The sequence below is a fragment of the Brevibacillus sp. HB1.3 genome, from assembly GCF_013186635.1.
GTDB lineage: Bacteria > Bacillota > Bacilli > Brevibacillales > Brevibacillaceae > Brevibacillus > Brevibacillus brevis_D.
On the sequence record NZ_JABMIT010000011.1, the window covers coordinates 25,316 to 45,861 of the forward strand.

22 protein-coding genes and 2 other annotated features are annotated in these 20,546 nt (G+C 47.9%); of the genes, 8 read left to right on the plus strand and 14 right to left on the minus strand.

Features of this window, described 5'->3' with window-relative positions; genetic code table 11:
• Positions 1 to 17: 17 nt before the first annotated feature.
• The 4 genes from HPY31_RS22280 to fabL all read right to left on the minus strand — a co-directional run bounded on the left by HPY31_RS22280 (position 18) and on the right by fabL (position 3,725).
• Positions 18 to 1,799: an ABC transporter ATP-binding protein gene (locus HPY31_RS22280; protein ID WP_172142503.1), complete on the minus strand. Its 1,782-nt coding sequence runs from the start codon at positions 1,797 to 1,799 to the stop codon at positions 18 to 20.
• A 57-nt stretch (positions 1,800 to 1,856) separates the two neighbouring features.
• Positions 1,857 to 2,393, minus strand: coding sequence for a DUF402 domain-containing protein (locus HPY31_RS22285; RefSeq protein ID WP_007729805.1), 537 nt, complete (start codon positions 2,391 to 2,393; stop codon positions 1,857 to 1,859).
• Positions 2,394 to 2,441: 48 nt separating this feature from the next.
• Positions 2,442 to 2,855, minus strand: a complete 414-nt coding sequence (locus tag HPY31_RS22290) for a GNAT family N-acetyltransferase (protein ID WP_016742780.1) — start codon at positions 2,853 to 2,855, stop codon at positions 2,442 to 2,444.
• Positions 2,856 to 2,966: 111 nt separating this feature from the next.
• Positions 2,967 to 3,725 carry an enoyl-[acyl-carrier-protein] reductase FabL gene (gene fabL / locus HPY31_RS22295; protein WP_012684763.1) on the minus strand — a complete coding sequence of 253 codons (759 nt, stop codon included), beginning with the start codon at positions 3,723 to 3,725 and terminating at the stop codon, positions 2,967 to 2,969.
• 195 nt (positions 3,726 to 3,920) lie between these two features.
• Between fabL and HPY31_RS22300 the strand changes: the two genes are divergently transcribed.
• Positions 3,921 to 4,145: a hypothetical protein gene (locus tag HPY31_RS22300; RefSeq protein ID WP_012684762.1), complete on the plus strand. Its 225-nt coding sequence runs from the start codon at positions 3,921 to 3,923 to the stop codon at positions 4,143 to 4,145.
• A 55-nt stretch (positions 4,146 to 4,200) separates the two neighbouring features.
• On the opposite strand, the gene HPY31_RS22305 is transcribed toward HPY31_RS22300, so the two are convergent.
• Both HPY31_RS22305 and HPY31_RS22310 read right to left on the minus strand, forming a co-directional pair.
• Positions 4,201 to 6,168: a methyl-accepting chemotaxis protein gene (locus HPY31_RS22305; protein ID WP_172142504.1), complete on the minus strand. Its 1,968-nt coding sequence runs from the start codon at positions 6,166 to 6,168 to the stop codon at positions 4,201 to 4,203.
• Between the two features lie 217 nt (positions 6,169 to 6,385).
• Positions 6,386 to 6,661, minus strand: a complete 276-nt coding sequence (locus HPY31_RS22310; protein ID WP_172142505.1) for a hypothetical protein — start codon at positions 6,659 to 6,661, stop codon at positions 6,386 to 6,388.
• Between the two features lie 38 nt (positions 6,662 to 6,699).
• Here HPY31_RS22310 and HPY31_RS22315 point away from each other — a divergent pair, with 38 nt between their 5' ends.
• The 3 genes from HPY31_RS22315 (at position 6,700) to HPY31_RS22325 (ending at position 7,990) form a co-directional block, all read left to right on the plus strand.
• Positions 6,700 to 6,852, plus strand: a complete 153-nt coding sequence (locus HPY31_RS22315; protein WP_172142506.1) for a hypothetical protein — start codon at positions 6,700 to 6,702, stop codon at positions 6,850 to 6,852.
• Between the two features lie 149 nt (positions 6,853 to 7,001).
• Positions 7,002 to 7,148 carry a YrzI family protein gene (locus tag HPY31_RS22320; protein ID WP_253901908.1) on the plus strand — a complete coding sequence of 49 codons (147 nt, stop codon included), beginning with the start codon at positions 7,002 to 7,004 and terminating at the stop codon, positions 7,146 to 7,148.
• Between the two features lie 65 nt (positions 7,149 to 7,213).
• Positions 7,214 to 7,990, plus strand: coding sequence for a Cof-type HAD-IIB family hydrolase (locus HPY31_RS22325; protein WP_172142507.1), 777 nt, complete (start codon positions 7,214 to 7,216; stop codon positions 7,988 to 7,990).
• Between the two features lie 41 nt (positions 7,991 to 8,031).
• On the opposite strand, the gene mutY is transcribed toward HPY31_RS22325, so the two are convergent.
• Positions 8,032 to 9,138: an A/G-specific adenine glycosylase gene (gene mutY, locus HPY31_RS22330; RefSeq protein WP_172142508.1), complete on the minus strand. Its 1,107-nt coding sequence runs from the start codon at positions 9,136 to 9,138 to the stop codon at positions 8,032 to 8,034.
• Between the two features lie 31 nt (positions 9,139 to 9,169).
• Complete coding sequence (locus HPY31_RS22335; RefSeq protein WP_172142509.1) at positions 9,170 to 9,451, minus strand: MFS transporter; 282 nt, start codon at positions 9,449 to 9,451, stop codon at positions 9,170 to 9,172.
• A 159-nt stretch (positions 9,452 to 9,610) separates the two neighbouring features.
• On the opposite strand from HPY31_RS22335, the gene HPY31_RS22340 reads away from it, so the two are divergent.
• Together HPY31_RS22340 and HPY31_RS22345 are read left to right on the plus strand one after the other, a co-directional pair.
• The gene (locus tag HPY31_RS22340) at positions 9,611 to 10,600 is read left to right on the plus strand and encodes a metal-dependent hydrolase (protein ID WP_172142510.1); all 990 of its coding nucleotides are present in this window, start codon (positions 9,611 to 9,613) and stop codon (positions 10,598 to 10,600) included.
• A 143-nt stretch (positions 10,601 to 10,743) separates the two neighbouring features.
• The gene (locus tag HPY31_RS22345) at positions 10,744 to 11,289 is read left to right on the plus strand and encodes a pyridoxamine 5'-phosphate oxidase family protein (RefSeq protein WP_172142511.1); all 546 of its coding nucleotides are present in this window, start codon (positions 10,744 to 10,746) and stop codon (positions 11,287 to 11,289) included.
• A gap of 55 nt (positions 11,290 to 11,344) precedes the next feature.
• On the opposite strand, the gene HPY31_RS22350 is transcribed toward HPY31_RS22345, so the two are convergent.
• The 4 genes from HPY31_RS22350 to HPY31_RS22365 form a co-directional block, all read right to left on the minus strand.
• Positions 11,345 to 11,791: a carboxymuconolactone decarboxylase family protein gene (locus HPY31_RS22350; protein ID WP_172142652.1), complete on the minus strand. Its 447-nt coding sequence runs from the start codon at positions 11,789 to 11,791 to the stop codon at positions 11,345 to 11,347.
• A 72-nt stretch (positions 11,792 to 11,863) separates the two neighbouring features.
• Positions 11,864 to 12,751, minus strand: coding sequence for an RNA polymerase sigma factor SigJ (gene sigJ / locus HPY31_RS22355; protein WP_172142512.1), 888 nt, complete (start codon positions 12,749 to 12,751; stop codon positions 11,864 to 11,866).
• On the minus strand, positions 12,751 to 13,545 hold the full coding sequence (locus HPY31_RS22360) for a dioxygenase family protein (protein ID WP_172142513.1): 795 nt from the start codon (positions 13,543 to 13,545) through the stop codon (positions 12,751 to 12,753). Before HPY31_RS22360 ends, sigJ begins: the two co-directional genes overlap by 1 nt.
• A 172-nt stretch (positions 13,546 to 13,717) precedes the next feature.
• Positions 13,718 to 14,326, minus strand: coding sequence for a superoxide dismutase (locus HPY31_RS22365; RefSeq protein WP_016742791.1), 609 nt, complete (start codon positions 14,324 to 14,326; stop codon positions 13,718 to 13,720).
• 192 nt (positions 14,327 to 14,518) lie between these two features.
• Here HPY31_RS22365 and HPY31_RS22370 point away from each other — a divergent pair, with 192 nt between their 5' ends.
• Positions 14,519 to 15,289 (plus strand): sulfite exporter TauE/SafE family protein, encoded by a 771-nt coding sequence (locus tag HPY31_RS22370; RefSeq protein ID WP_172142514.1) that lies wholly within the window; start codon positions 14,519 to 14,521, stop codon positions 15,287 to 15,289.
• A gap of 582 nt (positions 15,290 to 15,871) precedes the next feature.
• Here the strand turns inward: HPY31_RS22370 and HPY31_RS22375 are convergent.
• On the minus strand, positions 15,872 to 17,416 hold the full coding sequence (locus tag HPY31_RS22375) for a 2-isopropylmalate synthase (RefSeq protein ID WP_172142515.1): 1,545 nt from the start codon (positions 17,414 to 17,416) through the stop codon (positions 15,872 to 15,874).
• A gap of 63 nt (positions 17,417 to 17,479) precedes the next feature.
• Positions 17,480 to 17,714 (minus strand) — a binding site (T-box leader).
• A 42-nt stretch (positions 17,715 to 17,756) separates the two neighbouring features.
• Positions 17,757 to 18,025: a binding site (T-box leader), on the minus strand.
• 81 nt (positions 18,026 to 18,106) lie between these two features.
• Positions 18,107 to 19,474 carry an MFS transporter gene (locus HPY31_RS22380; RefSeq protein WP_172142516.1) on the minus strand — a complete coding sequence of 456 codons (1,368 nt, stop codon included), beginning with the start codon at positions 19,472 to 19,474 and terminating at the stop codon, positions 18,107 to 18,109.
• Positions 19,475 to 19,623: 149 nt separating this feature from the next.
• On the opposite strand from HPY31_RS22380, the gene HPY31_RS22385 reads away from it, so the two are divergent.
• Positions 19,624 to 20,505 (plus strand): LysR family transcriptional regulator, encoded by an 882-nt coding sequence (locus HPY31_RS22385; protein ID WP_172142517.1) that lies wholly within the window; start codon positions 19,624 to 19,626, stop codon positions 20,503 to 20,505.
• Positions 20,506 to 20,546 lie beyond the last annotated feature (41 nt).

Below are 20,546 nucleotides of genomic sequence, written 5' to 3' on the forward strand. Positions count from 1 at the left end.
CCTCCAATCCCATCTGCTTATCCCAGTTGCAGGTCGGATGCACTTCCTAAATCTTGCACACTCCACAGACCATAGTATACTCCCTTTCTCTCCAGCAATTGCTCGTGGGTACCTTCCTCAACGATTTGTCCCTCTTTCATGACAATGATTTTGTCCGCATGCGTAATCGTCGAAAGTCGATGGGCCACGATGAGCGTGGTTCTTCCTTTTGCCAATCTGGACAAAGACTCCTGAATTGTATGCTCTGATTCCAAATCGAGTGCAGAAGTCGCCTCATCCAGAATCAGAATACCCGGGTCACGCAGGAAAACTCGCGCAATCGCAATTCGCTGCTTTTGCCCGCCAGAGAGCTTTACGCCTCGCTCGCCCAGCTCCGTATGGTAGCCATTCGGTAATTCGCTAATAAAGTCATGGGCATTGGCCGCCTTCGCAGCTTCTTGCACAGCATTGTCATCTGCATCAGGATTGCCCATTAAAATATTCACTTTTGCTGATTCACTAAACAAAATATTATCTTGCTGCACCATCCCGATGTGGTGACGCAAATTTTGCTGTTTCACATCGCGGATATCGAGGCCATCAATCGTAATTTTCCCTTCTGTCACGTCCCAAAAACGCGGTAGCAAGCTAATCAACGAAGATTTTCCGCCGCCTGACATCCCGACAATTGCAACTGTTTCACCAGAAGAGATGTTCAAATTCACGTTGTTCAAGACAAGAGGGCCTTCCTCCCGATAGCGGAAGGACACGTTCTCAAAGCGAATTTCGCCGCGAATGCGTTTGGTTGCAGGGTCTACAGACAACTCCCCTGCGTTTGGCTTGTCTACGATATCGTACGATTCATCGATAAACTCGAACATCCGGTCCATCGAAGCAATTGCCTGAGTCAGTACCGTACTGGAATTGACCAGACGTCGCAGTGGCGTGTACAAGCGCTCCAAATAAGCATAAAACGCAACGAGTGTCCCTACGCTCATGCTCCCGCCGATGACTTGGTAGCCAGCATAGGCAATGACCAGAAGCGGTGCGATATCCGTCACCGTATTGACCACAGCGAAGGTTCGGGCATTCCACCGCGTATGCGCCAGTGCCTTATCCAGAAACTGATTGTTCTCCTTGGCAAATTCCTTGCTCTCCTGCTTTTCCAATGCAAAGCTGCGGATGAGCGACATGCCGTTTACACGTTCGTACAAATACCCTTGCAGATGCGCCAGTGCAGCTGAACGATCCTTAGTCAATTGACGCAAGCGCTTGTAGAAAAACTTAACTGAGATACTGTACAAAGGGAAAACGATAATGGCGACAACCGTCAGCTCCACGTCCATATAGAGCATGATCCCCATCGTCAATGTAATCGTAATCAGGTCCAGCCAAAGATTCATCAATCCCGATTCCACGAAGCTTTTGGTTGATTCCACGTCGTTAATGACCCGAGAGATGACCTCACCCGTTTTTGTATTGTTGTAGTAGCGCATCGACAGTCGTTGTAAATGAGAAAACAATTGATTGCGAATATCGAACAAGATACGACTGGATACCCACTGTGCATAGTATTGCCGGATGTACTCAACAGGGGCGCGAACGACGGTAAATAACAAAAAGGCCCCGAGCATCAGCCAAAATAACTGTTTCAGCTTCTCCTCTTGAGGAAGCGGACTTGGCAGCAGGTCATCAATGACGTATTTGATAAGAAGCGGCAGAGCAAGTGGGATCGCGAACTTAATAATACCAATAAATATAGTGCCCAATATTTGTTTCCAATAGGGCAGGACATAAGCCAAATAGCGGCGTATGCTCAAGCATCATACCTCCTTTGCAAACAAGGAAATCCCTCCCCCGGTCATTCGGGAAAGGGATTATTCCTCATCATCTCGTACTAAAAGATAACGCTCGTACCAGCGTTGGACGAAGCCGTTTTGAAAAGGGCCGCGTCGTGCGCTTACCCAATCCAGCACCTCTCGCAATGCTGTCTGCACTCTTTCCACAACAAATGGAGGATAGTTCATCTGTTTGCTATGTAAAAGAAACTCCTCTTCGTCGAGAATCGAGTACGTCATATCGGGAAACACTTTTACGTCGAGATCATAGTCTATGTAGCTTAGCAATTGTCCCTTCATGCTGAAGGGCGAACCAATGTTGCAATAATAGTAAATACCGTCATCACGAATCATGGCAATGGTATTGAACCACTGGCCTCTACCAAATGTACAAATGGCCGGTTCGCGCGTACGCCATTCCCGCCCGTCTGCTTCTGTCACCTTGACCCGATCATTTCCCCCAATCACCACCGCATCACTGGTATGAATCAACGTAGATTTGTCCCATATGCGGTGCAACGAATGGTCATGTTTATAACTTTCTATGCGGATATTGGAGCCCGGAGTTGGTGACATGACTCTCCCCTTTCTTCTCTTCTCTATTTGAATGGGGACAAGCCTCCTTTAAGAAGAGAGCTTTTTGGAAAGTGTAACATATTTTTGTACTTCATAGCCAAGTGAAAGGTAAAACGGAAGGACTTCCGGATTTGATTGATTAACCATGATCAAGACGTTATTGACACCTCGTTGCTTGAAACGCTTTTCAATTGCTTCAACGAGTTCGCGACCAATACCTGAGCCTTGCATCTCTGGAAGTACAGCCAATCGGTAGAAATAGGCACGTGCTCCGTCGATCGTGCCAACCACGACCCCTACCACTCTGCCTTCAATTTCCGCAACCATTACCAGATCGCTGTCCCAAGCCAAATGCTGGGCCAAATCGTTCAATGACTCTTTGTCCGATTGGTCCAACCCCGTCTCCTGCCAAATACGTGTGATAGCCGAATAGTCACCGAGTCGAAACGGACGAATCAGCATGTGTTGCCTCCTTCGTAACCTTCTTCCTCTATTGTACAACACCTGGACAACTTTGTCTTGTGTCGCAACACCACAAAGTCTCCAACTCCATACTCCATCTACAATAAATCATTATGTCAAAAGAGAAATACCGCCGTCTACAATCAATGTCTGTCCGCGAACCATCCACGCTTTGTCGGAGAGCAAGAACATTACAGCATTAGCCAAATCTTCCGGCTCCACAATGCGTCCTGCTGGCGTACGCTCTGCTGAGCTACCGAGCAATTCTTCACGATTCGGGAAATGTTTGAGTGCATCCGTATCCACCGCTCCGCCAGACACAGCGTTTACTACAATATTATGTGGCGCGAGCTCGACTGCCAAATAACGAGTAATCGCTTCTACAGCTGCCTTCGATACGCCGACCGCTGTATAGTTGTCGAGTACGCGAATGGACCCAAGGCTGGACAAGCTCACGATTTTTCCGCCGTTGCCACCCTTGATCATTAGTTTTGCCGCTTCTTGCGCACAGAACAACAGCGCCTTGCTGTTAATTTCCATGGTCCAGTCCCAATGGCTTTCTTCCAGCTCCATCAGCGGACGCAGTACACCCGATGCCGCATTGTTCACAAAGACATCCAAGCGACCGAATTCCTGGTCAATTTCTGCGAACAATTCTTTGATTTTTGCTACATCCCCTACATTGGCTTTGATCAGATGGACACGAGCGCCCTTTGCTTCCAGCTCTGCTGCTGCTTCTCTTGCCGCAGTGCGGTTACGCAAATAGTTCAGCACCAGGTCATAACCCTGTTCCGCCAATTGAAGAGCAATCGCTTTTCCGATCCCTCGGGTCCCGCCAGTAACCAGTGCTACTTTTTTCGTTGTATTCATAAAAAGATTACCTCCCAACCTGACCAACTATTAATAGCAGGTACTAATATGTAAAAATCACCTTTTCATTATACAACTCCACCTGCGCTTTTTCTACCTACGGAAAAAATCCCGGCATGACTTGATCCTCTCAACTATAGCCATACTAAGCTCGCGGTATCAGGCAACCACTACCACATAAGGAGGAATGGCAGGGTGTACATAGGTCGGGAACTATCCGAATTAACCATGGTGCCATTAGCTGATTGGGAAATGAATGAGCTGCTTTATTACCATCACAATTTTTCACAATTGGCAGCTTACCTCAGTGCAGAAGGAGCCTCTCTTCACGTCAAAGTCATCCATGAGCTTGAATCCCGAGGACCTGTGAATGGAGACAGCGGGGGATGGGATCATTCCTCGTCACCTATTTACGATTAAGAAAAAAGCCCGGCTGCTCGTGTATGTGTATGTAGACACGGCACCGGGCTTATTTTTAGATACGGAATTGACCGATCTGGTTTTGCAATTCCTCCGCGAGGTGTTCGAGAGAAACGGCTGAGGAAGCGATCTCTTCCATAGAGGCTAGCTGCTCCTGGGCAGCTGCGGATACACTTTGTGTTCCATCAGACGCTTGCAGTGTCACTTCGGAAATTTGACCAATGATCTCAACCACTTGCTGTGCCCTTGTGGAGAAATCACGTGTCGCTTCAGATACCTGACCGATTTTCTCTGCCACTTCATTGACGGCTGCTTGAATTTGTTCGAAGGACTGACCAGCTTCGTTCACTTTATCAATGCCTTCCGTGACCTCACGCTTACTCTGATCCATGACAAGCACAGCATGGTTTGTCTCCGCTTGAATCGCGGTGATCAGCTGATTGATTTGTTGTGCCGAGCTTGCGGATTGCTCTGCCAGCTTGCGTACCTCATCAGCCACCACAGCAAAGCCTCGTCCATACTCCCCTGCTCTAGCCGCTTCGATTGCCGCATTTAGTGCGAGCAGATTGGTTTGGTTTGCGATGGCAGTGATCACATCCACGATGTTTCCGATTTCCTGAGAACGCGTTCCCAAATTATCCACGACTTTCGCCAGACCGTGAATCGATTCGCTGGATGCATTCATTTGCAGCACAGCCGATTGAATGGCTTTGTTTCCGGTCACTGCCAAGTCTGACGATTCCCGAGCTGCGATGAATACGTTTTGTGTATGCTCTGCGATTTGACCGATTCTTGCCGACATTTGTTCGACAGCTGCGTTACCCTCCTGCGTATGGGAGACTTGCTGCTCGGTTCCTTCCGCCATTTCTTGCATGGTCTCTGCGATCTGTTCTGTCGCTTTGCTTGTCTGGTCCGCACTTGCAGAGAGCTGCTCTGCCGAAGAAGCCAGCTGTTGAACGGAATCATTCACAGAATGGAGCAAGGAACGAAGAGATCCCGCCATATGATTGAAGGCTTTTCCCAACGTACCTAACTCATCGTCACTTCGTATATCTACTTGTTGTGTTACATCGCCTTGGCTCATTTTTTCCGCTGCTTCTGTCAACATGCGCAAAGGACCGAGTAAGGAGCGCAATATCAGGTAAATGACTCCGCCAGCTAGCACCAGCGCAGCTATTATAATCACGAGCATCGTGTAAAAAATCGGATTTGCTGCTTCTGCTGCTTCGCTTTCATACATCACGCCAACCAGCTTCCACCCCGTATTTTCATTCGTAGTAAACACGGCTTGGACGGGATTTCCTTCTTGCTGAAATTGTAATCGACCTGACTGTTCTGCATATACAGTATCCGCCCAAGACTCTGCAACCTCCACGCCAGACTCTCCATTTGGATTGACTAGCATTTTTCGGTTTTTATCCAAAATCGCCATATATCCTTGGGTCCCGATTTTCGCTTGCTTGACCGTCGCGTCCAGCGCTGTCAGTTGAATATCAATTCCCAGAACACCGGATTTATCTGGCAAGGCCATCGCCATTCCCAACACGATTTTTCCGGTTATGGCATCAACGTATGGGTCCACAATGATGCTCTTACCTGGTTGCTTCATAGCTGCTATGTACCAATCCCTCTTACGCGGGTCGAACCCCTCTGGAAGCTTCGAACCAGTCGCGGTCAACATGCCACCATTCTCGTCTCCAATATACGCCTCACTCACTTCTGGGTTCATCGCGAGAAAACGCTTCAATTTCTTTTTCGTTTCCATTTTGGTCTCTTCTAAGATGTCATCGCGTACAATATCAGAAGCAATCCATTCCACATTCCTCGATTGCTCCAGCAGTGTGTGATTCAAAAGCGCATCTATCAACCGAACGTTTTCAGAGGCAGTTGTCAGCAATTCATTTGACAGCTCTGCCTTGGCACTTTGATAAGAGAGCAACCCGAGCAAAAGCATGGGGATCACTAATATTGTGGAAAATGTAGCGATAAGCTTGGATTTTACAGTGAGTCTGGGTGTTTTCATTCGCTAGCAACACCTTTCTGCGTGTCATGATTGTCCTATATGGTTACCCGTTATATGTCTCATTGTAAACTTTCCATTGCCCACCAGACTACACATTTGTTTATTTTTTATTATCTTTTATTATATTCAGAATATACTTTCTTCTAGAAATAGGTAAAAAATCGCTTTACAACAAGAAAAAAATGCCATATTCTAAGAGTACGTTCCACTCACACTACTACTTCGGAAAGAAAGGAGGCAGCACCATGATGATGATAGCAATGAATCTAAAACCAGCTCTTATGGATCGTCTTGTGGATGTTACAACTGAATATAGCAGCGCCTCCTGGGTCGACGAATTCCAGTAGTATTCGTACTCTTCAACATTTCCTTTTCGTCTATTACCGACCACAGGCGTTGTTGCTTGTGGTCTTTCTATGCCCTTCAAAACGGCATGTCCGTTTTTGTTGCCAGAAGACCGCAGGCTTTCGCCCGTGGTCTTTTTCTTTCTCATGAATTAACATTTTCCACCTTGAAAGGGGGTGACTGGTAATGGTACTGAACTTTTTGCTTTTCACTGTCAAGATTGAACGCAATAAGGAACAAGCAGAGAAGCTTTTCGCAGAAGCTGCACGCTGTCGCTATCTCGAAGAACGCGCCGAAGAACACGCTTTTGAAGCTGCACAATTTGTGAGCCGCATTTAATGGACACCACTACTTGACCATAGGAGGGATTTTGGTATGAAAAACAAACAACGGCGTCAGATGATGAGGTTTACAGGAGTCAAAGCGATAGACGGTAGCTGACTGCACCAAACTAACGGGATGGGAGGGATACACTCATGTACATTCCAATGATTTTCTTCACAATCATTATTGAGAAACGGAAATTGACACCGAAGCAACTTGAAGCAAAATACATGCAACAGCAAGCGCTGAAACGCATCGAAGAACAAAAGCATCAGATCGTGACACAATTTCCAGAGTTTTTGATTCGATAAAAAGTAACAGTTTCACAAAGATCATGTCTGCGGGGGCATGATCTTTTTAAGTGGGGAGTGAAATCATGGAGTATCAAATCGTCTTTTTAGACATTGATGGAACACTCATCAACGAAGAGAAAATCATACCACCGGATACACTCGAAGCCATTCAAGAGCTGCAAAGAAATAAGATCGAGGTCGTCTTGGCAACAGGCAGAGCTCATTATTATTTTGACGAGCTTGCCAAGCAGTGCGGCATCGACTCGTATGTCAGTTGCAATGGCGCATATGTCGTCTATCAAGGCACAACCATTTATGATCGCCCCATCCCGACCAAAACACTCGATCAATTGCAACGGATCGCGGCCCAGCACGACCATCCCATCCTGTTTCAAGGCAGTACGGCGGGCTTTTCTACCCATAAGCAGCATCCGTATTTGGATTGGACCTTTCAGCAACTGAAGCTTGATTCCCCTGATTACAATGCGGATTTCGCCCATTCTGAAAACATTTATCAAGCACTGTTGTTTACACCAGATGCGCATGAGCAGCAGTACAGAGAAGAGATTCCCGCTCTCTCGTTTATACGCTGGCATGAGTATTGTATGGATGTTTTTGCGAAAGGCGGTTCAAAAGCGCTTGGCATTGAAGCCCTTCTCTCCCATATCGGACTTATGCCAAGCAAGGCAGTTGCTTTTGGAGACGGTCTGAATGACAAAGAGATGCTCTCTTATGTCGGGATGGGAATCGCCATGGGTAATGCGCATGAAGCTTTGTTACCGCATGCCAATTACGTCACGCGCCACGTAGATGATGGTGGGATATCTCACGGCTTGCGTCACATCGGTCTGATGAAATAAATAAAAGCCGCCGAGAAATGCTCGACAGCTTTGCCTACCTGTTATTTTTGTCCCAACAGCTCGCGAATTTTTTGATGCGCCATCGGAATGGTGTAAGCATCTAATTCCTCCCAAGCTGCGTATCTTGCATGAGCGGGGAGCTCTTCCCCTTCGATCCAGTCACAGGACCATACTTGCATGTTCCACTGCAAATGGGAGAAGACGTGCTGAACCGTACCTAACAGCTGCATGACTTCTACATCGATTCCGAATCGTTCACGCAAACCAACTGCGAGTGCCTCCTGCTTGGCAGCATCACTTTCCTGTTCGGTTTCAACAGTAGGAAATTCCCACATGCCGGCGAGTAGCCCCTGATCGGGACGCTTGTTCATCAATACTTTGCCGTCGCGAATGATAATACCTACTTGCAGATCAACAGGACGTGGAGGTTTGGCTTTGCCTTTGACTGGCAGCTCTTCTGCCACTCCTTCTTGCCGCGCCATACAGTAGTCAAAAACCGGACAGGTCAAGCATTGCGGAGTGCGTGGAACACAGACCATCGCTCCCAGCTCCATTAGAGCCTGATTGAAATCTCCCGCTCTTCCCTCTGGAATGACTTGGCGTACGAGATGTTCGATTTTGATTCTTGTGGCAGGCTTGGCAATGTCATCAGTTAAATACAGCAGGCGTGAAAAAACACGCATAACATTTCCATCCACAGCCGGCTCCGCCTTTTCATAGGCAATGCTAAGAATGGCACCTGCTGTATACGGCCCGACACCTTTTAGTGTAGCAATCTCTTCTGGTGTATCCGGCACAACGCCTCCATAGCGAACCGTTACCTCGCGGGCTGCAGCTTGAAGATTGCGTGCGCGGGAGTAATAACCGAGTCCTTCCCACGCTTTTAAGACATCTTCCTCGGGTGCTTTCGCTAACTCACTCACCGTCGGAAATTTCTCCATGAAATTCGCATAATAAGGTTTAACGGTCTCTACGCGTGTTTGCTGAAGCATAATCTCCGATACCCAGATGCGATATGGGTCTTTGTTGATCCGCCAAGGCAAATCCCGCTTTTGTGAGTCGTACCAGGCCAGCAAATCCTGAGCAAAGCCAAACACATGAAATTGTTCAGGAAGTGTATATTTCAAGCTTTCTTTTTTTCTTGCCATTTCCGTTTACTCTACTCCTTTTCAACCCAGTTTAAGCGGGACGAAACGCCCACACATGCAGTTTTGCAGCTCCGCCGGAAATACAGTCGCAAAAGTCTTGATCTGCCAATCGACTTGCCTTGATTTCTTCGTATATATGAACAGTCTCGACCTCAAATGTTTCGACAAACAGACCGGGCTGATCCAGGCCCTCCATTAAGCGATACTGATGTGCACCCATCGCTTCCATTCGCTCAGCCATCGAGGTGAGCAACCGCAGAGCGTGACTTCGTTTTTCAGTATCCAGCTTGTATTCAATGAAAACCGTTAGCATGCGACGTGTTCCTCCTTTGCCGATTCAACGCTTTCATCATACCCTTCCCACTCCGTACGAACAAGCATACAAATATTTTCAGAACGGGCGGGAATTAACCTTAGGCAAACGCTATAATAAACAATAACAGTGGAAGGAAGGGAGGAAGACAACGATTCCATGGATACAGCCACACATTTTGCCATGGGCTTTGGATTGGCCGGGCTCGCCTATCTTGATCCTGTCGTAGCTTCTACTCCGTCACTTGCAATGGCCGTCATGATTGGTACGGTCATTGGCTCGCAGGCACCTGATTTAGATGGCTTAGTCCGCCTTCGTGGTACCGCTGCCTACATTCGCAACCACCGAGGCGTTTCTCACTCGGTTCCCGCTTTATTTCTCTGGACTGGAGCCATTTTCGTTCTCATCCAGGCCATGATGCCACAGCCCAATTGGCTGCATTTGCTCGGCTGGATATTCCTGGCCGTCTGTTTACACGTATTCGTTGACTTGTTTAATTCCTATGGCACAAAGGGCCTGTACCCGTTTCGCGACAAATGGGTGGCGCTCAACGCCATTTTCATTTTCGATCCGTTCATTTTCGCTGCTCATCTCGTCGGCTTTATGCTATGGGCGGCAGGCGCGCATCCTGGACACGTCTTTTTATGGATATACGTGATCATTGCCGGGTACTACTACTGGCGTTGTCAGGTGCAAAGACGTACGACGGAGCTGGTTCGCCAACGAATCGGCAAAGCTGGTACCTTCACCATCATCCCTACTCTTTCCTGGACGTATTGGACCTTCGTCGCGAAGACAGAGCAGCATTGGTATGTAGGTGAAGTCATTTCGGGGGACGTTGTCGTCTTGGACACCTTCTCCATCAAACCGGAAAATGAGCGGATTGCGGCAGCCAAGAAAAATTACAAAGTCCAGTCCTTCCTCGCTTTTACTCATCATGTGCATGTAGAAACAAAGGAGCGTTCCTTTGGCTATGAGGTCAAATGGATTGATCTGCGCTACCGCTCGCGTTTTCAAGGGAAAAGTCACTACATGTTCGTCGCCGTGGTCTACCTTGATTTTGATCTGACCATCCGCGATTCCTTCGTCGGCTGGATCCACCGCGGAGAAGAACAGCTCACTAAAAAATTGGATTCCAAACGCTCGTAATAAGACGAGACTCCCGCCCCTGCTAGAAGAGGGCGGTTATTTTTTGGTCATCTGACCCGTTCATTTTTACCAAAATTGCACCTGTTCTCCTAGTCAAATACCCATTACGATCAAAATAACAACGACAGACTGGGGGACTCGACATGATACCAATTCGTTATTCCAAGCGTACCATTACTGATCAGGAGCAAATTGACCAATTTTTGCAAGTGGCAAAGGTCGGCCATCTCGGCTTGTCCAATGAAATCGAACCGTACATCCTGCCTTTGAATTTTGCTTGGTGGAATGGCTGTATTTATTTTCACGGTGCGGATTCTGGCAGAAAAATCGAAATGATCAATGGCAACAACCGCGTATGTTTCAGTGTGTGCGAGGAGTACGGCACAATCGCCTCACCTGTGCCTGCCCATATCGATACGGCTTACATGAGTGTGTTTATCGCCGGAACAATTGAGCGTGTTTCTGAAGCTGAGGAGATGCGCGATGCGATGCAATCCATGATCGATAAGTACGTACCCGGCTACTATTCAGATCCGTTGCCTTTGCAGCATGTCATCAAGTATCGTTCTTCGATGGGCAGTACAACCGCCATCTTCCGGATTACGCCTACCGCGCTGACCGCCAAAGGTAACCCACTTTCCGAAGAGAAACAGTTCTATCCCGGCAGAAAAGTCGAGATGGATGTATAGCAACGAAAAAAGACACGCTCCATTATAAGAGGCGTGTCTTTTGCTTGACTGATCTTTACTTATTAAACGGAGCACTCATTCCTGTCGAAATCGCGATTCGGTTCAAGCAGTTGATCGTATTGATCGCCATAATCAAGGCAACGTACTGGTTCTCGTCAAAATGCTCGCGAACCTGCTGATATAGCTCTTCAGAAACACCGTTAGCTGTAATGACTGTGACAGCTTCTGTCAGAGCAAGGACAGCGCGCTCTGCCTCTGTGTAAACCGCGGATTCTCTCCATACACTGAGCAAGTAAATGCGTTGCTCTGTCTCACCGAGCTTGCGTGCATCTTGTGTATGCAAATCCATGCAAAAAGCGCAGCCGTTGATTTGGGAAGCACGAATTTTGATCAGCTCAATTAGTTTTTTGTCCAAGCCGCTCCCATTCACGAAACCTTCTAGCTTGAGCATGGTTTGATACGCCTCGGGATTTGCTGCACGATGATTGAGTCTAGCTTGCATCATTCATCTGTCCTCTCCACTCGAATTTGCTTTCAACCTCAAAGACGAGTGAAGCGTCTTTCTTGTGACGAATCATTCATTTTCTTTTTGCAAATGGGCAAGCTTATCTGGATTGACCATCATGTACAAGCGTGCAATGCGATCTTCTTCATTTATAGTGATCTGGATGATCATTTTCAGCTGACCCTCGGAGTAGACAGCGATTCCATCCTGGCCATTGATCGAGCGAACTTGCATGGTAGCATGAGAAGCCCACCTTGGCCATACCCCCATCCAGAAGGCAGTAATCCGCTCGTCTGAGAAAATGGGATGAATAGCCGCACGGACTTTCCCGCCACCATCGCTGACAAACACGGCTTCTTTTGCCAAAAGGCCGATCAACGACTTCGCATCTGACTTGGAGATGGCCTGCATCAGCTGTTCTACCAAGCTCGAAGTCCGACTCGACTGAGGGACGATCGCCTGATAACCTGCTTCAGCCAGCTTTTTTTTCGCAAGGCTAAACTTTTTACGGCAATTTACTTCGGTCATTCCGAGCATCGCAGCAATTTCGCTGTATTCGTAGTCGAGTGCTGTTCGGAGCACAAAAACGGCCCGTAGCGTCGACGGTAGTTTCTCCAAGAGAACAAGTAAACCATACGAGACGGTTTCTTCGGCAATCACCGTTTGCAAGGGATCATTGGTTTCCGATGCATCCAGCATCGGTTCCGGCAGCCATTCCCCTACATACTGCACCCGCTTCCAACGGGCTGATTTTAATACGTCCAGACAGCGATTCGTCACAGCTTTGCACAGATAGCTTTTTACATGGTGGATGTCTTGGATGTCGGTACCTGCCAATGCAAGAAAAGTATCCTGAACAATGTCCTCCGCTTCCGTTACCGAGCCAGTCATCCGGTACGCAAGGGAAAACAGTAATGATTTATACTCCCGATAAACATCCTCCATGTGCACGATCATTATTTTGGATCACCAAACTGCCAAAGGGTGTGACTGAGACTTCCATAGCGGATGCTCATATGCAGGCGCTTCGCTGTACGTTCATCGTCGGCAGCACCCATGACGTACACGAGTGGGACAAAATGCTCTGTTCCATACGCGGGAACAGCTTTTTCGGCATGTGGAGCAAGCTCGCGATAGTTGGCTAGATCCTCGACATTCCAGTCAGTCAATGTTGTTTGCAGCCAGTCTTCGAATTGCTCCGCCCACTCAAAGGTATTACTACCAGACTCTCTCAGGTCCATATAGGAAAAATTATGGACAGTTCCGCCACTGCCGAGGATCAGAACGTCTTTTGCGCGGAGCGGACTGAGTGCTTTGCCGATCTGATATTGCTCCTTCACAGTCAGATTTGGATTAACTGATAAGGCAACAACAGGAATATCTGCATCTGGATAAATATGGCGCAAAACTACCCAGTGTCCATGGTCCAAGCCTCTTGTCGTGTTCAAAGCGACAGGAATGCCGGCTTCCTGAAGAAGTCGGATGGTTTCATCCGCTACTTCACGCTCTCCTTTTGCCGGGTACTCGATTTCGTATAACGCTTGCGGAAAACCGCCAAAATCGTGAATGGTCGGGAAGGTGTCCATGGTTCCCACCATTTGATCATAGGCTTCCCAGTGAGCGGAAAAAATGACAATAGCACGTGGCTTGCGCGGGAGCAGGCCAGGCAATTGGTTCAGTGCTTCTGTATAGGCATTGTTTTCTATAGCAAGTAACGGGGCACCATGTGCAATGAAAAAAGACGGCATCATATGCGTACACTCTCCTCTATACTTTTTAAACTTAGTTACTTTTTGTAAGTATTATATCGCATAATCATCACGGTTACAAGTGTATCCAAAATGGATGCCGTTTCTTTCTTCTGAACAAAAAAAGCTTGCCGTTCCTAAAGAACGACAAGCCTTATAGCTGGTAAAGTTACAATTACTTCGCTGCTGCGAAACGCTTGCTAACTTCATCCCAGTTTACTACGTTCCAAAACGCACCGATGTAGTCAGGGCGTTTGTTTTGGTAGTTCAGGTAGTATGCATGCTCCCAAACATCCAGACCAAGGATAGGTGTTTTACCTTCCATGATTGGGCTGTCTTGGTTAGGCGTAGAGCTGATTGCTACTTTTCCGCCTTCTGCAGTCAGCCAAGCCCATCCGGAACCGAAACGAGTAGTAGCTGCTTTTGCGAATTCTGCTTTGAAGTTGTCAAAGCTTCCGAATGCCGCGTTGATTGCGTCAGCCAGTTCACCAGTTGGTGCGCCGCCGCCATTCGGGCTCATGATTTCCCAGAACAATGTGTGGTTAGCATGGCCTCCACCGTTGTTGCGAACAGCAGTGCGGATGGACTCAGGCAGAGCATCCAGATTGCTGATCAGCTCTTCAACGCTTTTACCTTGCAGGTCAGCGTGTGCTTCCAGAGCTGCATTCAGGTTGTTAACATAAGTAGCATGGTGGCGTCCGTGATGGATTTCCATGGTTTGCGCGTCGATATGTGGTTCCAAAGCGTTGTGTGCATAAGGCAATGCAGGAAGTTGATGTGCCATTGTAACATTCCTCCTCAAATTATGTAGGTCAAGCTTACGAATTCATTATACTGTAAGCCAAACAGTTTTTCAACAAATCGGTATGCAAAGTATATTAATCTATTTACTATTTCAAAGAAATTCTATCTTGCAAACGAAAAGGAGAGTGCTAGACTTGGATTATTACAAACGAAGAGAATCAGGTGATTACTAGTGGAAATGGACTTATCAACGATCGTACTTCTCGCCGTCTTTGGATTCGTTGCAGCATTCATCGACAGTACTGTTGGTGGAGGTGGACTCATCTCTCTCCCCGCTCTGCTCGGTCTAGGAATGCCACCGTACCTTGCTCTTGGCACGAACAAGTTGGCTGGCACGATTTCATCTGCCACCAGCTCCTACACCTTTATCAAGAACGGTAAATTTGATAAGAAACTCATGCTGATCTTGTTTCCCGTCTCCCTGATTGGCGCCTATTTCGGAGCGAAAACAGTTCTGTTCGTTCCTCAGGAGTTTTTGAAGACCCTTGTCGTTATTATGATGGCACTCATTTTTGTTTACACCCTTTTTAACAAACGATTCGGTCAAGATTCCAACTACAAAGGGCTGACCAAATTTACGCTCGGCATCGGGATTCCTTTTACCTTTTTAATCGGATTTTACGATGGATTTTTCGGGCCGGGAACCGGTTCGTTCTTTGTTTTTCTGATGGTGCTTTTGTTTGGTTATGATTTTGTGATTGCAGCTGGCAATGGCCGAATTTTGAATCTGGCCAGTAACATTTCTGCGCTTTTTGTCTTCACATTGGAGGGCAAGGTCGTCTTTATGACTGGGCTCATCATGGGGATTGCGATGCTGTTGGGTGCGAACCTTGGTGCCAAAATGGCCATCAAAACGGGGGTACGTTATGTCCGTCCGTTGTTCTTGGTTGTATCCATTACCTTGATTGTGAAGATGGTGTATGAGTTGATTTTTACAGCTTGATCAGCTTGGAAAAAACATTTGTACGTTGCTGTAGTGGTGGGGAGGAAACAGGAGAAAACGCTCAGCTTCTAGGGCCACCTGCTGGGGGATTGACTGCACGACTCCATGCAAAAAGCGAAACCGCGTCCAAAGTGGTCCCTTCCTCGAAGTTATTTCAGAGGTGGACGCTTAAGAGCGTGTTTCGCTTTTTGCATTCCGTCTCGGTCGGTGTCCCTAAGATCTTCGCTGTTTTCTCCTGTTTCCTCTACGAGCTTTCCGTGTTTAAACGGGTTTTAAACGACATAAAAAAATGAAGAATGCAATCAGTTACGATAGAGAAGAATATTTCCAGACGTAGCGACTTGTGGAGTCCTACCGAGCGGAGAAGGGATTCGCGGGCAAAAGAAACGCAACCGTGCCCATGCGACGTAGCGGCTACCACTTTTGCGTTTCCCCGTGAATCCCTTCGGAGCGGGCAGTCCCAACCCTCAGCGGGACGGAGCACTGAGCCTAGTCTGGAAATATTCTTCTCCCAACTACAACCATAAGCACGTGATAAGTCAGCCTGCAAACATCTGCAGGCTGACTTTTTATATCTGGCTCTTAGCTAGCCCCGGCTATTACAGCTTTTGCCTGATGATCACGCACCGCCTGATTGCTCGCTGCCATAAACGCCTGCGCGACCGCCATCAGTACATCTCGATGCTCGGCAACTCCTTTAAAATGACTTCCGTTGGCGCTGACCGTCACGATCGCTTCGCCTGTCGCATGCTCTCCCGACGACAATGAATACAGCTCCATGTCCGTAAACTCCACGTCGAACGGCAGTGCCTGCTTGATTCCTGCCACCAATGCCTCAACAGGTCCTTCTCCCGTGCCAGAGTATGCTTGTTCTTCTCCTGTTACATTGTTCGTAATCGTGCAGGAAGCCATCCGATGTCCAGATGTGCCGGTGAGCACTTGCGCATTTACGAGTGTGAATGGCTCCAGTACGGCGTTCACGGTATGTCCCACCAGTTCAAGCAATTGATGATCCTGAACAACTTTTTGCTTGTCAGCCAGCTCTTTAAATTGTACGTACAGTGCCTCCATCTGTTCATCGGTCAGCTGTATCCCGAATTCGTTTACACGGTGCTTAATGGCATGGCGACCGGAATGTTTTCCGAGAATGATCATGTTGCGAGGCACGCCCAAGCTTTCCGGGTCCATGATTTCGTAGGTGCTGCGCTCTTTTAAGAGACCATCCTGATGAATTCCCGCTTCGTGCTGAAAGGCATTGCGACCGACAATTGGTTTGTTGAAAGCAATCGGGAAGCTCATGGCACGGCTCACCTTTTGTGAAGTGGTGTAAATGTGCTCCGGTCTGATGCCAGTTTCGGCATCCAGAGCTTCTTTGCGCGTCTCAATGGCCATCACCAGCTCTTCCAAGGAGCAGTTCCCTGCTCGCTCACCGACTCCGTTGACCGTTACTTCGACTTGCGTGACCCCAGCACGAATCGCCGCCAAACTGTTTGCAACCGCGAGTCCCAGGTCATTGTGGCAGTGTGCGCTGAACTCTACCTTGTCGCTGCCACGAACGTTGTTCATGACACGAGTGAACATCGCTCCGTACTCTTCCGGAAGCGCGTATCCTACCGTATCGGGGATGTTGATAATGGTTGCTCCTTCTTCTATCGCTGCCTCAATCATCTCAAACAGGAACTCATCGCCTGTACGAGTCGCATCCATCGGCGAAAATTCGATCCGGTCTACAAACTGTTTGCCATACGCAATCATCTCGCGGGCGATCTTAATCACCTGCTCTCTCGACTTGCGGAGTTGGAAGTCCAGATGAATACTGGAGGATGACAGGAACATGTGGAGTCTGCGACGCTCTGCCGCTTGTGTAGCCCGAACCGCAGCGTCGATGTCCTCTCTAACCGCACGAGCAAAGCCACAGATTTCCACCCCGTGCACCTCTTGCGAAATACGTTGCACCGCCATGAAGTCACCAGGGCTGGAGATGGGAAAGCCCGGTTCAATGACATCCACACCGAGGTCTGCCAAATGCTTTGCTATCACGATTTTTTGCTCAGGCGAAAGAGACGCTCCTGGCGCTTGCTCTCCGTCACGCAGTGTCGTATCAAAAATATGGATTCGTTTTGTCATGGTAATGCCTCCTCAATTTTTAGTCGTTTTTTTCGTAATAAAAAAAGCCCACCGTCTCCATATACAAGAGACGACAGGCTTTTCGCTGCCGCGGTACCACTCTCGTTGATCCCCTCCTTTTTCAGAAGAGAATCCACCTCGCTGTCCCGATGACGTGGGACGATCCGTCAAGGTCTACTGAACGTTTTCAACCTTGCCGCTCCCGGGTGAGATTCGAGCATTTCCTGACTGCGTCGCACCTACCCGCAGCTCTCTGGACAAGAAATTTGCTTTACTAGCTCCCGTTCTTCGCGTATGTTTTATGTCGTTGTGAAAATCAAAAAAGGCCTGCCGTCTCTATCGAAGAGACGACAGACCTTGTCTATCGCGGTACCACTCTCGTTGACCCCAGCTACTCGCCAGAAGTCCACCTCATGTACTGATCCTAGTCGATCAGCACAACCCGATCACGGAGGTTAACCGTCAGAACTTACTGCTCGATGCAGCGCTACATCTTGTTCAGTCCTGCCGCTCCCGGGCGAGCTTCACTGGCTTCTCTGACTGCGTTGCACCGTCCCGCAGCTCTCTAAACAGATCAGACCACTTACTGTTCCCGTTCTTCGCGTTATTGTTATTATTGTTTGAAATTTTATTCGGTTTATATCCGGTTGTCAATGGAGGCTAGCAATAAAAATAATTTTAATTAGCAAATTAATTGAGCCCTCTCACCGAGCTGCGGCTGAACTGTCTGTAATAAAGGCAAGCGAGACCCAGTATCAAGAGCACTAAAGCGGAGTAAATATTGCTATAGACAGACGCTCCTGGATAGCTATTGAGCAGATTCCAGCTCACAGCAGCTCCTCCATCAATCGACTTGCCGTACAAAGTAGCTGCAAGTGCACCTGCAATAAAGTTCAGCATTGCCAACAGTCCCATACCGACGCCGATCTGTTCCTTTGGTAACGTCTGTGAGATTGCGTTTGACATCGAAATCATCATAAACGATAGTCCGACATTGCCAAAAATCAGAAAAGCGGCAATGAAGAACGGGGAAACTCCCGCAAAGGAAGAAAAAAGGACAAAGCTGCTCAAAAGTAGCAGTGACGCTGTGTAAAACAAAAACGAATTCCCTTTCTTATCTGCAAGAATCCCAGCCCTTTTCCCCAAAAACGCGGTCACAATTGCTCCTGGTACCATGACAAAGCCAATGAGCCCCGGTGCCAGATGATTCACATCGGCCAACAACTGTGGACTAAGAAAAGTGAGCGAATAGCCGCTCCCTATCATCAAAAAGGCAATGACCAGCCCGAGCGAATAGCGTTTACTCCGGAATAAACCAGGGCGAATAAATGGTTCTGCGGTCGTCCGAATCCTTACCAGGAACAGAAGGAATGATAGGATGCACCCCAGTGCGAGCAACAAGCTCTGATTCGTAATAGCGAGCAGAAGCAATGCAATCGTTACGGCGAGAAGCCCACCGCCGATCCAGTCCATTTTGACGGCTTCCTGCTCCTCCTCCTCCAAATACTTGCGGAAAAAAGGCACGGCAAAAAGCGTGAACAACGGCATGCAGAACAGCCATCTCCAATCGAGCAGACTGACCAGCAAAGAAGAAAGAACAGGACCTAATGCGCTACCAATTGCCATCCCGGTCATGGAGATCCCTAGAGCTCGCCCCCTACTCTCTGGGGGAAAATAACGCACCGGAATAATGGAAGACGTCGCCGGAACAACAGCAGCTCCTGCTGCCTGCACAATTCTCCCAAAAAGCACCATGCCATAATTATCGGCGAAAAAACCGATAACGGAGCCGATGGCAAATAGAATCAATCCGAATGTAAGCAAATGCTTGAGCTTGTAGGAATCAGCTAGCTTTCCGTACATCACGGTTCCAACCGCATAGATTAACAAAAAGACAGACGTCACCCAGCTTACTTGGCTAAAGGATAAATGAAATTCCGTCCTGATTTGCGGTAACACGATATTGAACATCGTAGCACTCATCACCGTAATCATAAGCGTAAATACGAGTACGCGAAGAACTTTTTCGGCAGATTGTTGTTGTGGTTCGGTTTGCATATTGGAAAGACACCTCTCGTTATCACCGATTTCTTCCCGGGAAGGTGATTGTTGGCCTTGCTAGATGTAGTTTATAATGATTTTAAAATAAACAAAAATATATCTTCTGACATGTAGTTGATATACCTGAGTATATGGAGTTGAATCGAATGGAATTGTTGCAATTGCACTATTTCCGAACAGTGGCCAAGTGGCAGCATATGACGAAAGCCGCCCAAGAGCTGCGGATTGCTCAGCCTGCTCTCAGCAAGACCATTGCTCGGTTGGAAGAGGATGTCGGGGTTCCGTTATTTGATCGCGAGCGAGGACGTATTCGGCTGAATACATTTGGGAAGGCGTATTTGGAGCGTGTAGACAAAGCTCTGAACTTGTTGGAGGAAGGTCAAAAAGTCGTATCAGATCTAGCCGGAATGGAGCATGGTCGTATTCATTTGGCAACGTCGACCTTGGATCTATTATCAGAACCGTTGGGCAAGTTCCTCGCACTCCATCCCGATGTGCATTTCCAGATCACGCAAGCCACCATGGAAGAAATGACACTCCTCTTGGAGTCTGGCGAAGTAGATATTTGCTTCACGCATTTGCCGATCAAGCTACCGGATATTTTGACAACGCCCGTATTGAAAGAAGATATTCATGTAGCTGTCCCACGCACGCATCACTTAGCCAAGCAAACCAGCATTCAACTAAGCGAGCTGGCTGAAGAGTCCTTTATCGGCTACCGGGAGGACTTTCCCATCCAAATGCTGTACGATCAGTTCTTTCAAAAAGCGGGGATTGCCCCCAAATTTGCTTGTCGGGTAGATGATCCCGGCTCTATCCAAAAGCTGGTCCGGGCAGGTCTTGGTATCGCTCTCTATGGCTGTATCAGTCGAGAGGAAGACCCTCACCTTGTCATGCTTCCGATCAAACACCCGATCTGCCAGCGATATTTTCAAATGATTCGCCACAAAAAAAGATACCTCTCCCTGGCAGCACGCCAGTTCTGTGATTTTATCGTCCAGTATTTTGCTGATTCTCTTGAAAAATAATCCCCTCTCCAACAGAAAAAAGCCTGGCATCCTTCGCCAGG

Coding starts and splice junctions, on each gene's coding strand:
- HPY31_RS22310 (WP_172142505.1), bottom strand. CDS start 6,661: ATGAGAAAGAAAAAGACCACGGGCGAAAGCCTGCGGTCTTCTGGCAAC.
- HPY31_RS22325 (WP_172142507.1), top strand. CDS start 7,214: ATGGAGTATCAAATCGTCTTTTTAGACATTGATGGAACACTCATCAAC.
- HPY31_RS22365 (WP_016742791.1), bottom strand. CDS start 14,326: ATGGCACATCAACTTCCTGCATTGCCTTATGCACACAACGCTTTGGAA.
- HPY31_RS22380 (WP_172142516.1), bottom strand. CDS start 19,474: ATGCAAACCGAACCACAACAACAATCTGCCGAAAAAGTTCTTCGCGTA.
- HPY31_RS22315 (WP_172142506.1), top strand. CDS start 6,700: ATGGTACTGAACTTTTTGCTTTTCACTGTCAAGATTGAACGCAATAAG.
- HPY31_RS22375 (WP_172142515.1), bottom strand. CDS start 17,416: ATGACAAAACGAATCCATATTTTTGATACGACACTGCGTGACGGAGAG.
- fabL (WP_012684763.1), bottom strand. CDS start 3,725: ATGAATACAACGAAAAAAGTAGCACTGGTTACTGGCGGGACCCGAGGG.
- HPY31_RS22385 (WP_172142517.1), top strand. CDS start 19,624: ATGGAATTGTTGCAATTGCACTATTTCCGAACAGTGGCCAAGTGGCAG.
- HPY31_RS22335 (WP_172142509.1), bottom strand. CDS start 9,451: ATGCTAACGGTTTTCATTGAATACAAGCTGGATACTGAAAAACGAAGT.
- HPY31_RS22350 (WP_172142652.1), bottom strand. CDS start 11,791: ATGCAAGCTAGACTCAATCATCGTGCAGCAAATCCCGAGGCGTATCAA.
- HPY31_RS22345 (WP_172142511.1), top strand. CDS start 10,744: ATGATACCAATTCGTTATTCCAAGCGTACCATTACTGATCAGGAGCAA.
- HPY31_RS22340 (WP_172142510.1), top strand. CDS start 9,611: ATGGATACAGCCACACATTTTGCCATGGGCTTTGGATTGGCCGGGCTC.
- HPY31_RS22360 (WP_172142513.1), bottom strand. CDS start 13,545: ATGATGCCGTCTTTTTTCATTGCACATGGTGCCCCGTTACTTGCTATA.
- mutY (WP_172142508.1), bottom strand. CDS start 9,138: ATGGCAAGAAAAAAAGAAAGCTTGAAATATACACTTCCTGAACAATTT.
- HPY31_RS22305 (WP_172142504.1), bottom strand. CDS start 6,168: ATGAAAACACCCAGACTCACTGTAAAATCCAAGCTTATCGCTACATTT.
- HPY31_RS22285 (WP_007729805.1), bottom strand. CDS start 2,393: ATGTCACCAACTCCGGGCTCCAATATCCGCATAGAAAGTTATAAACAT.
- HPY31_RS22290 (WP_016742780.1), bottom strand. CDS start 2,855: ATGCTGATTCGTCCGTTTCGACTCGGTGACTATTCGGCTATCACACGT.
- HPY31_RS22320 (WP_253901908.1), top strand. CDS start 7,002: ATGATTTTCTTCACAATCATTATTGAGAAACGGAAATTGACACCGAAG.
- sigJ (WP_172142512.1), bottom strand. CDS start 12,751: ATGATCGTGCACATGGAGGATGTTTATCGGGAGTATAAATCATTACTG.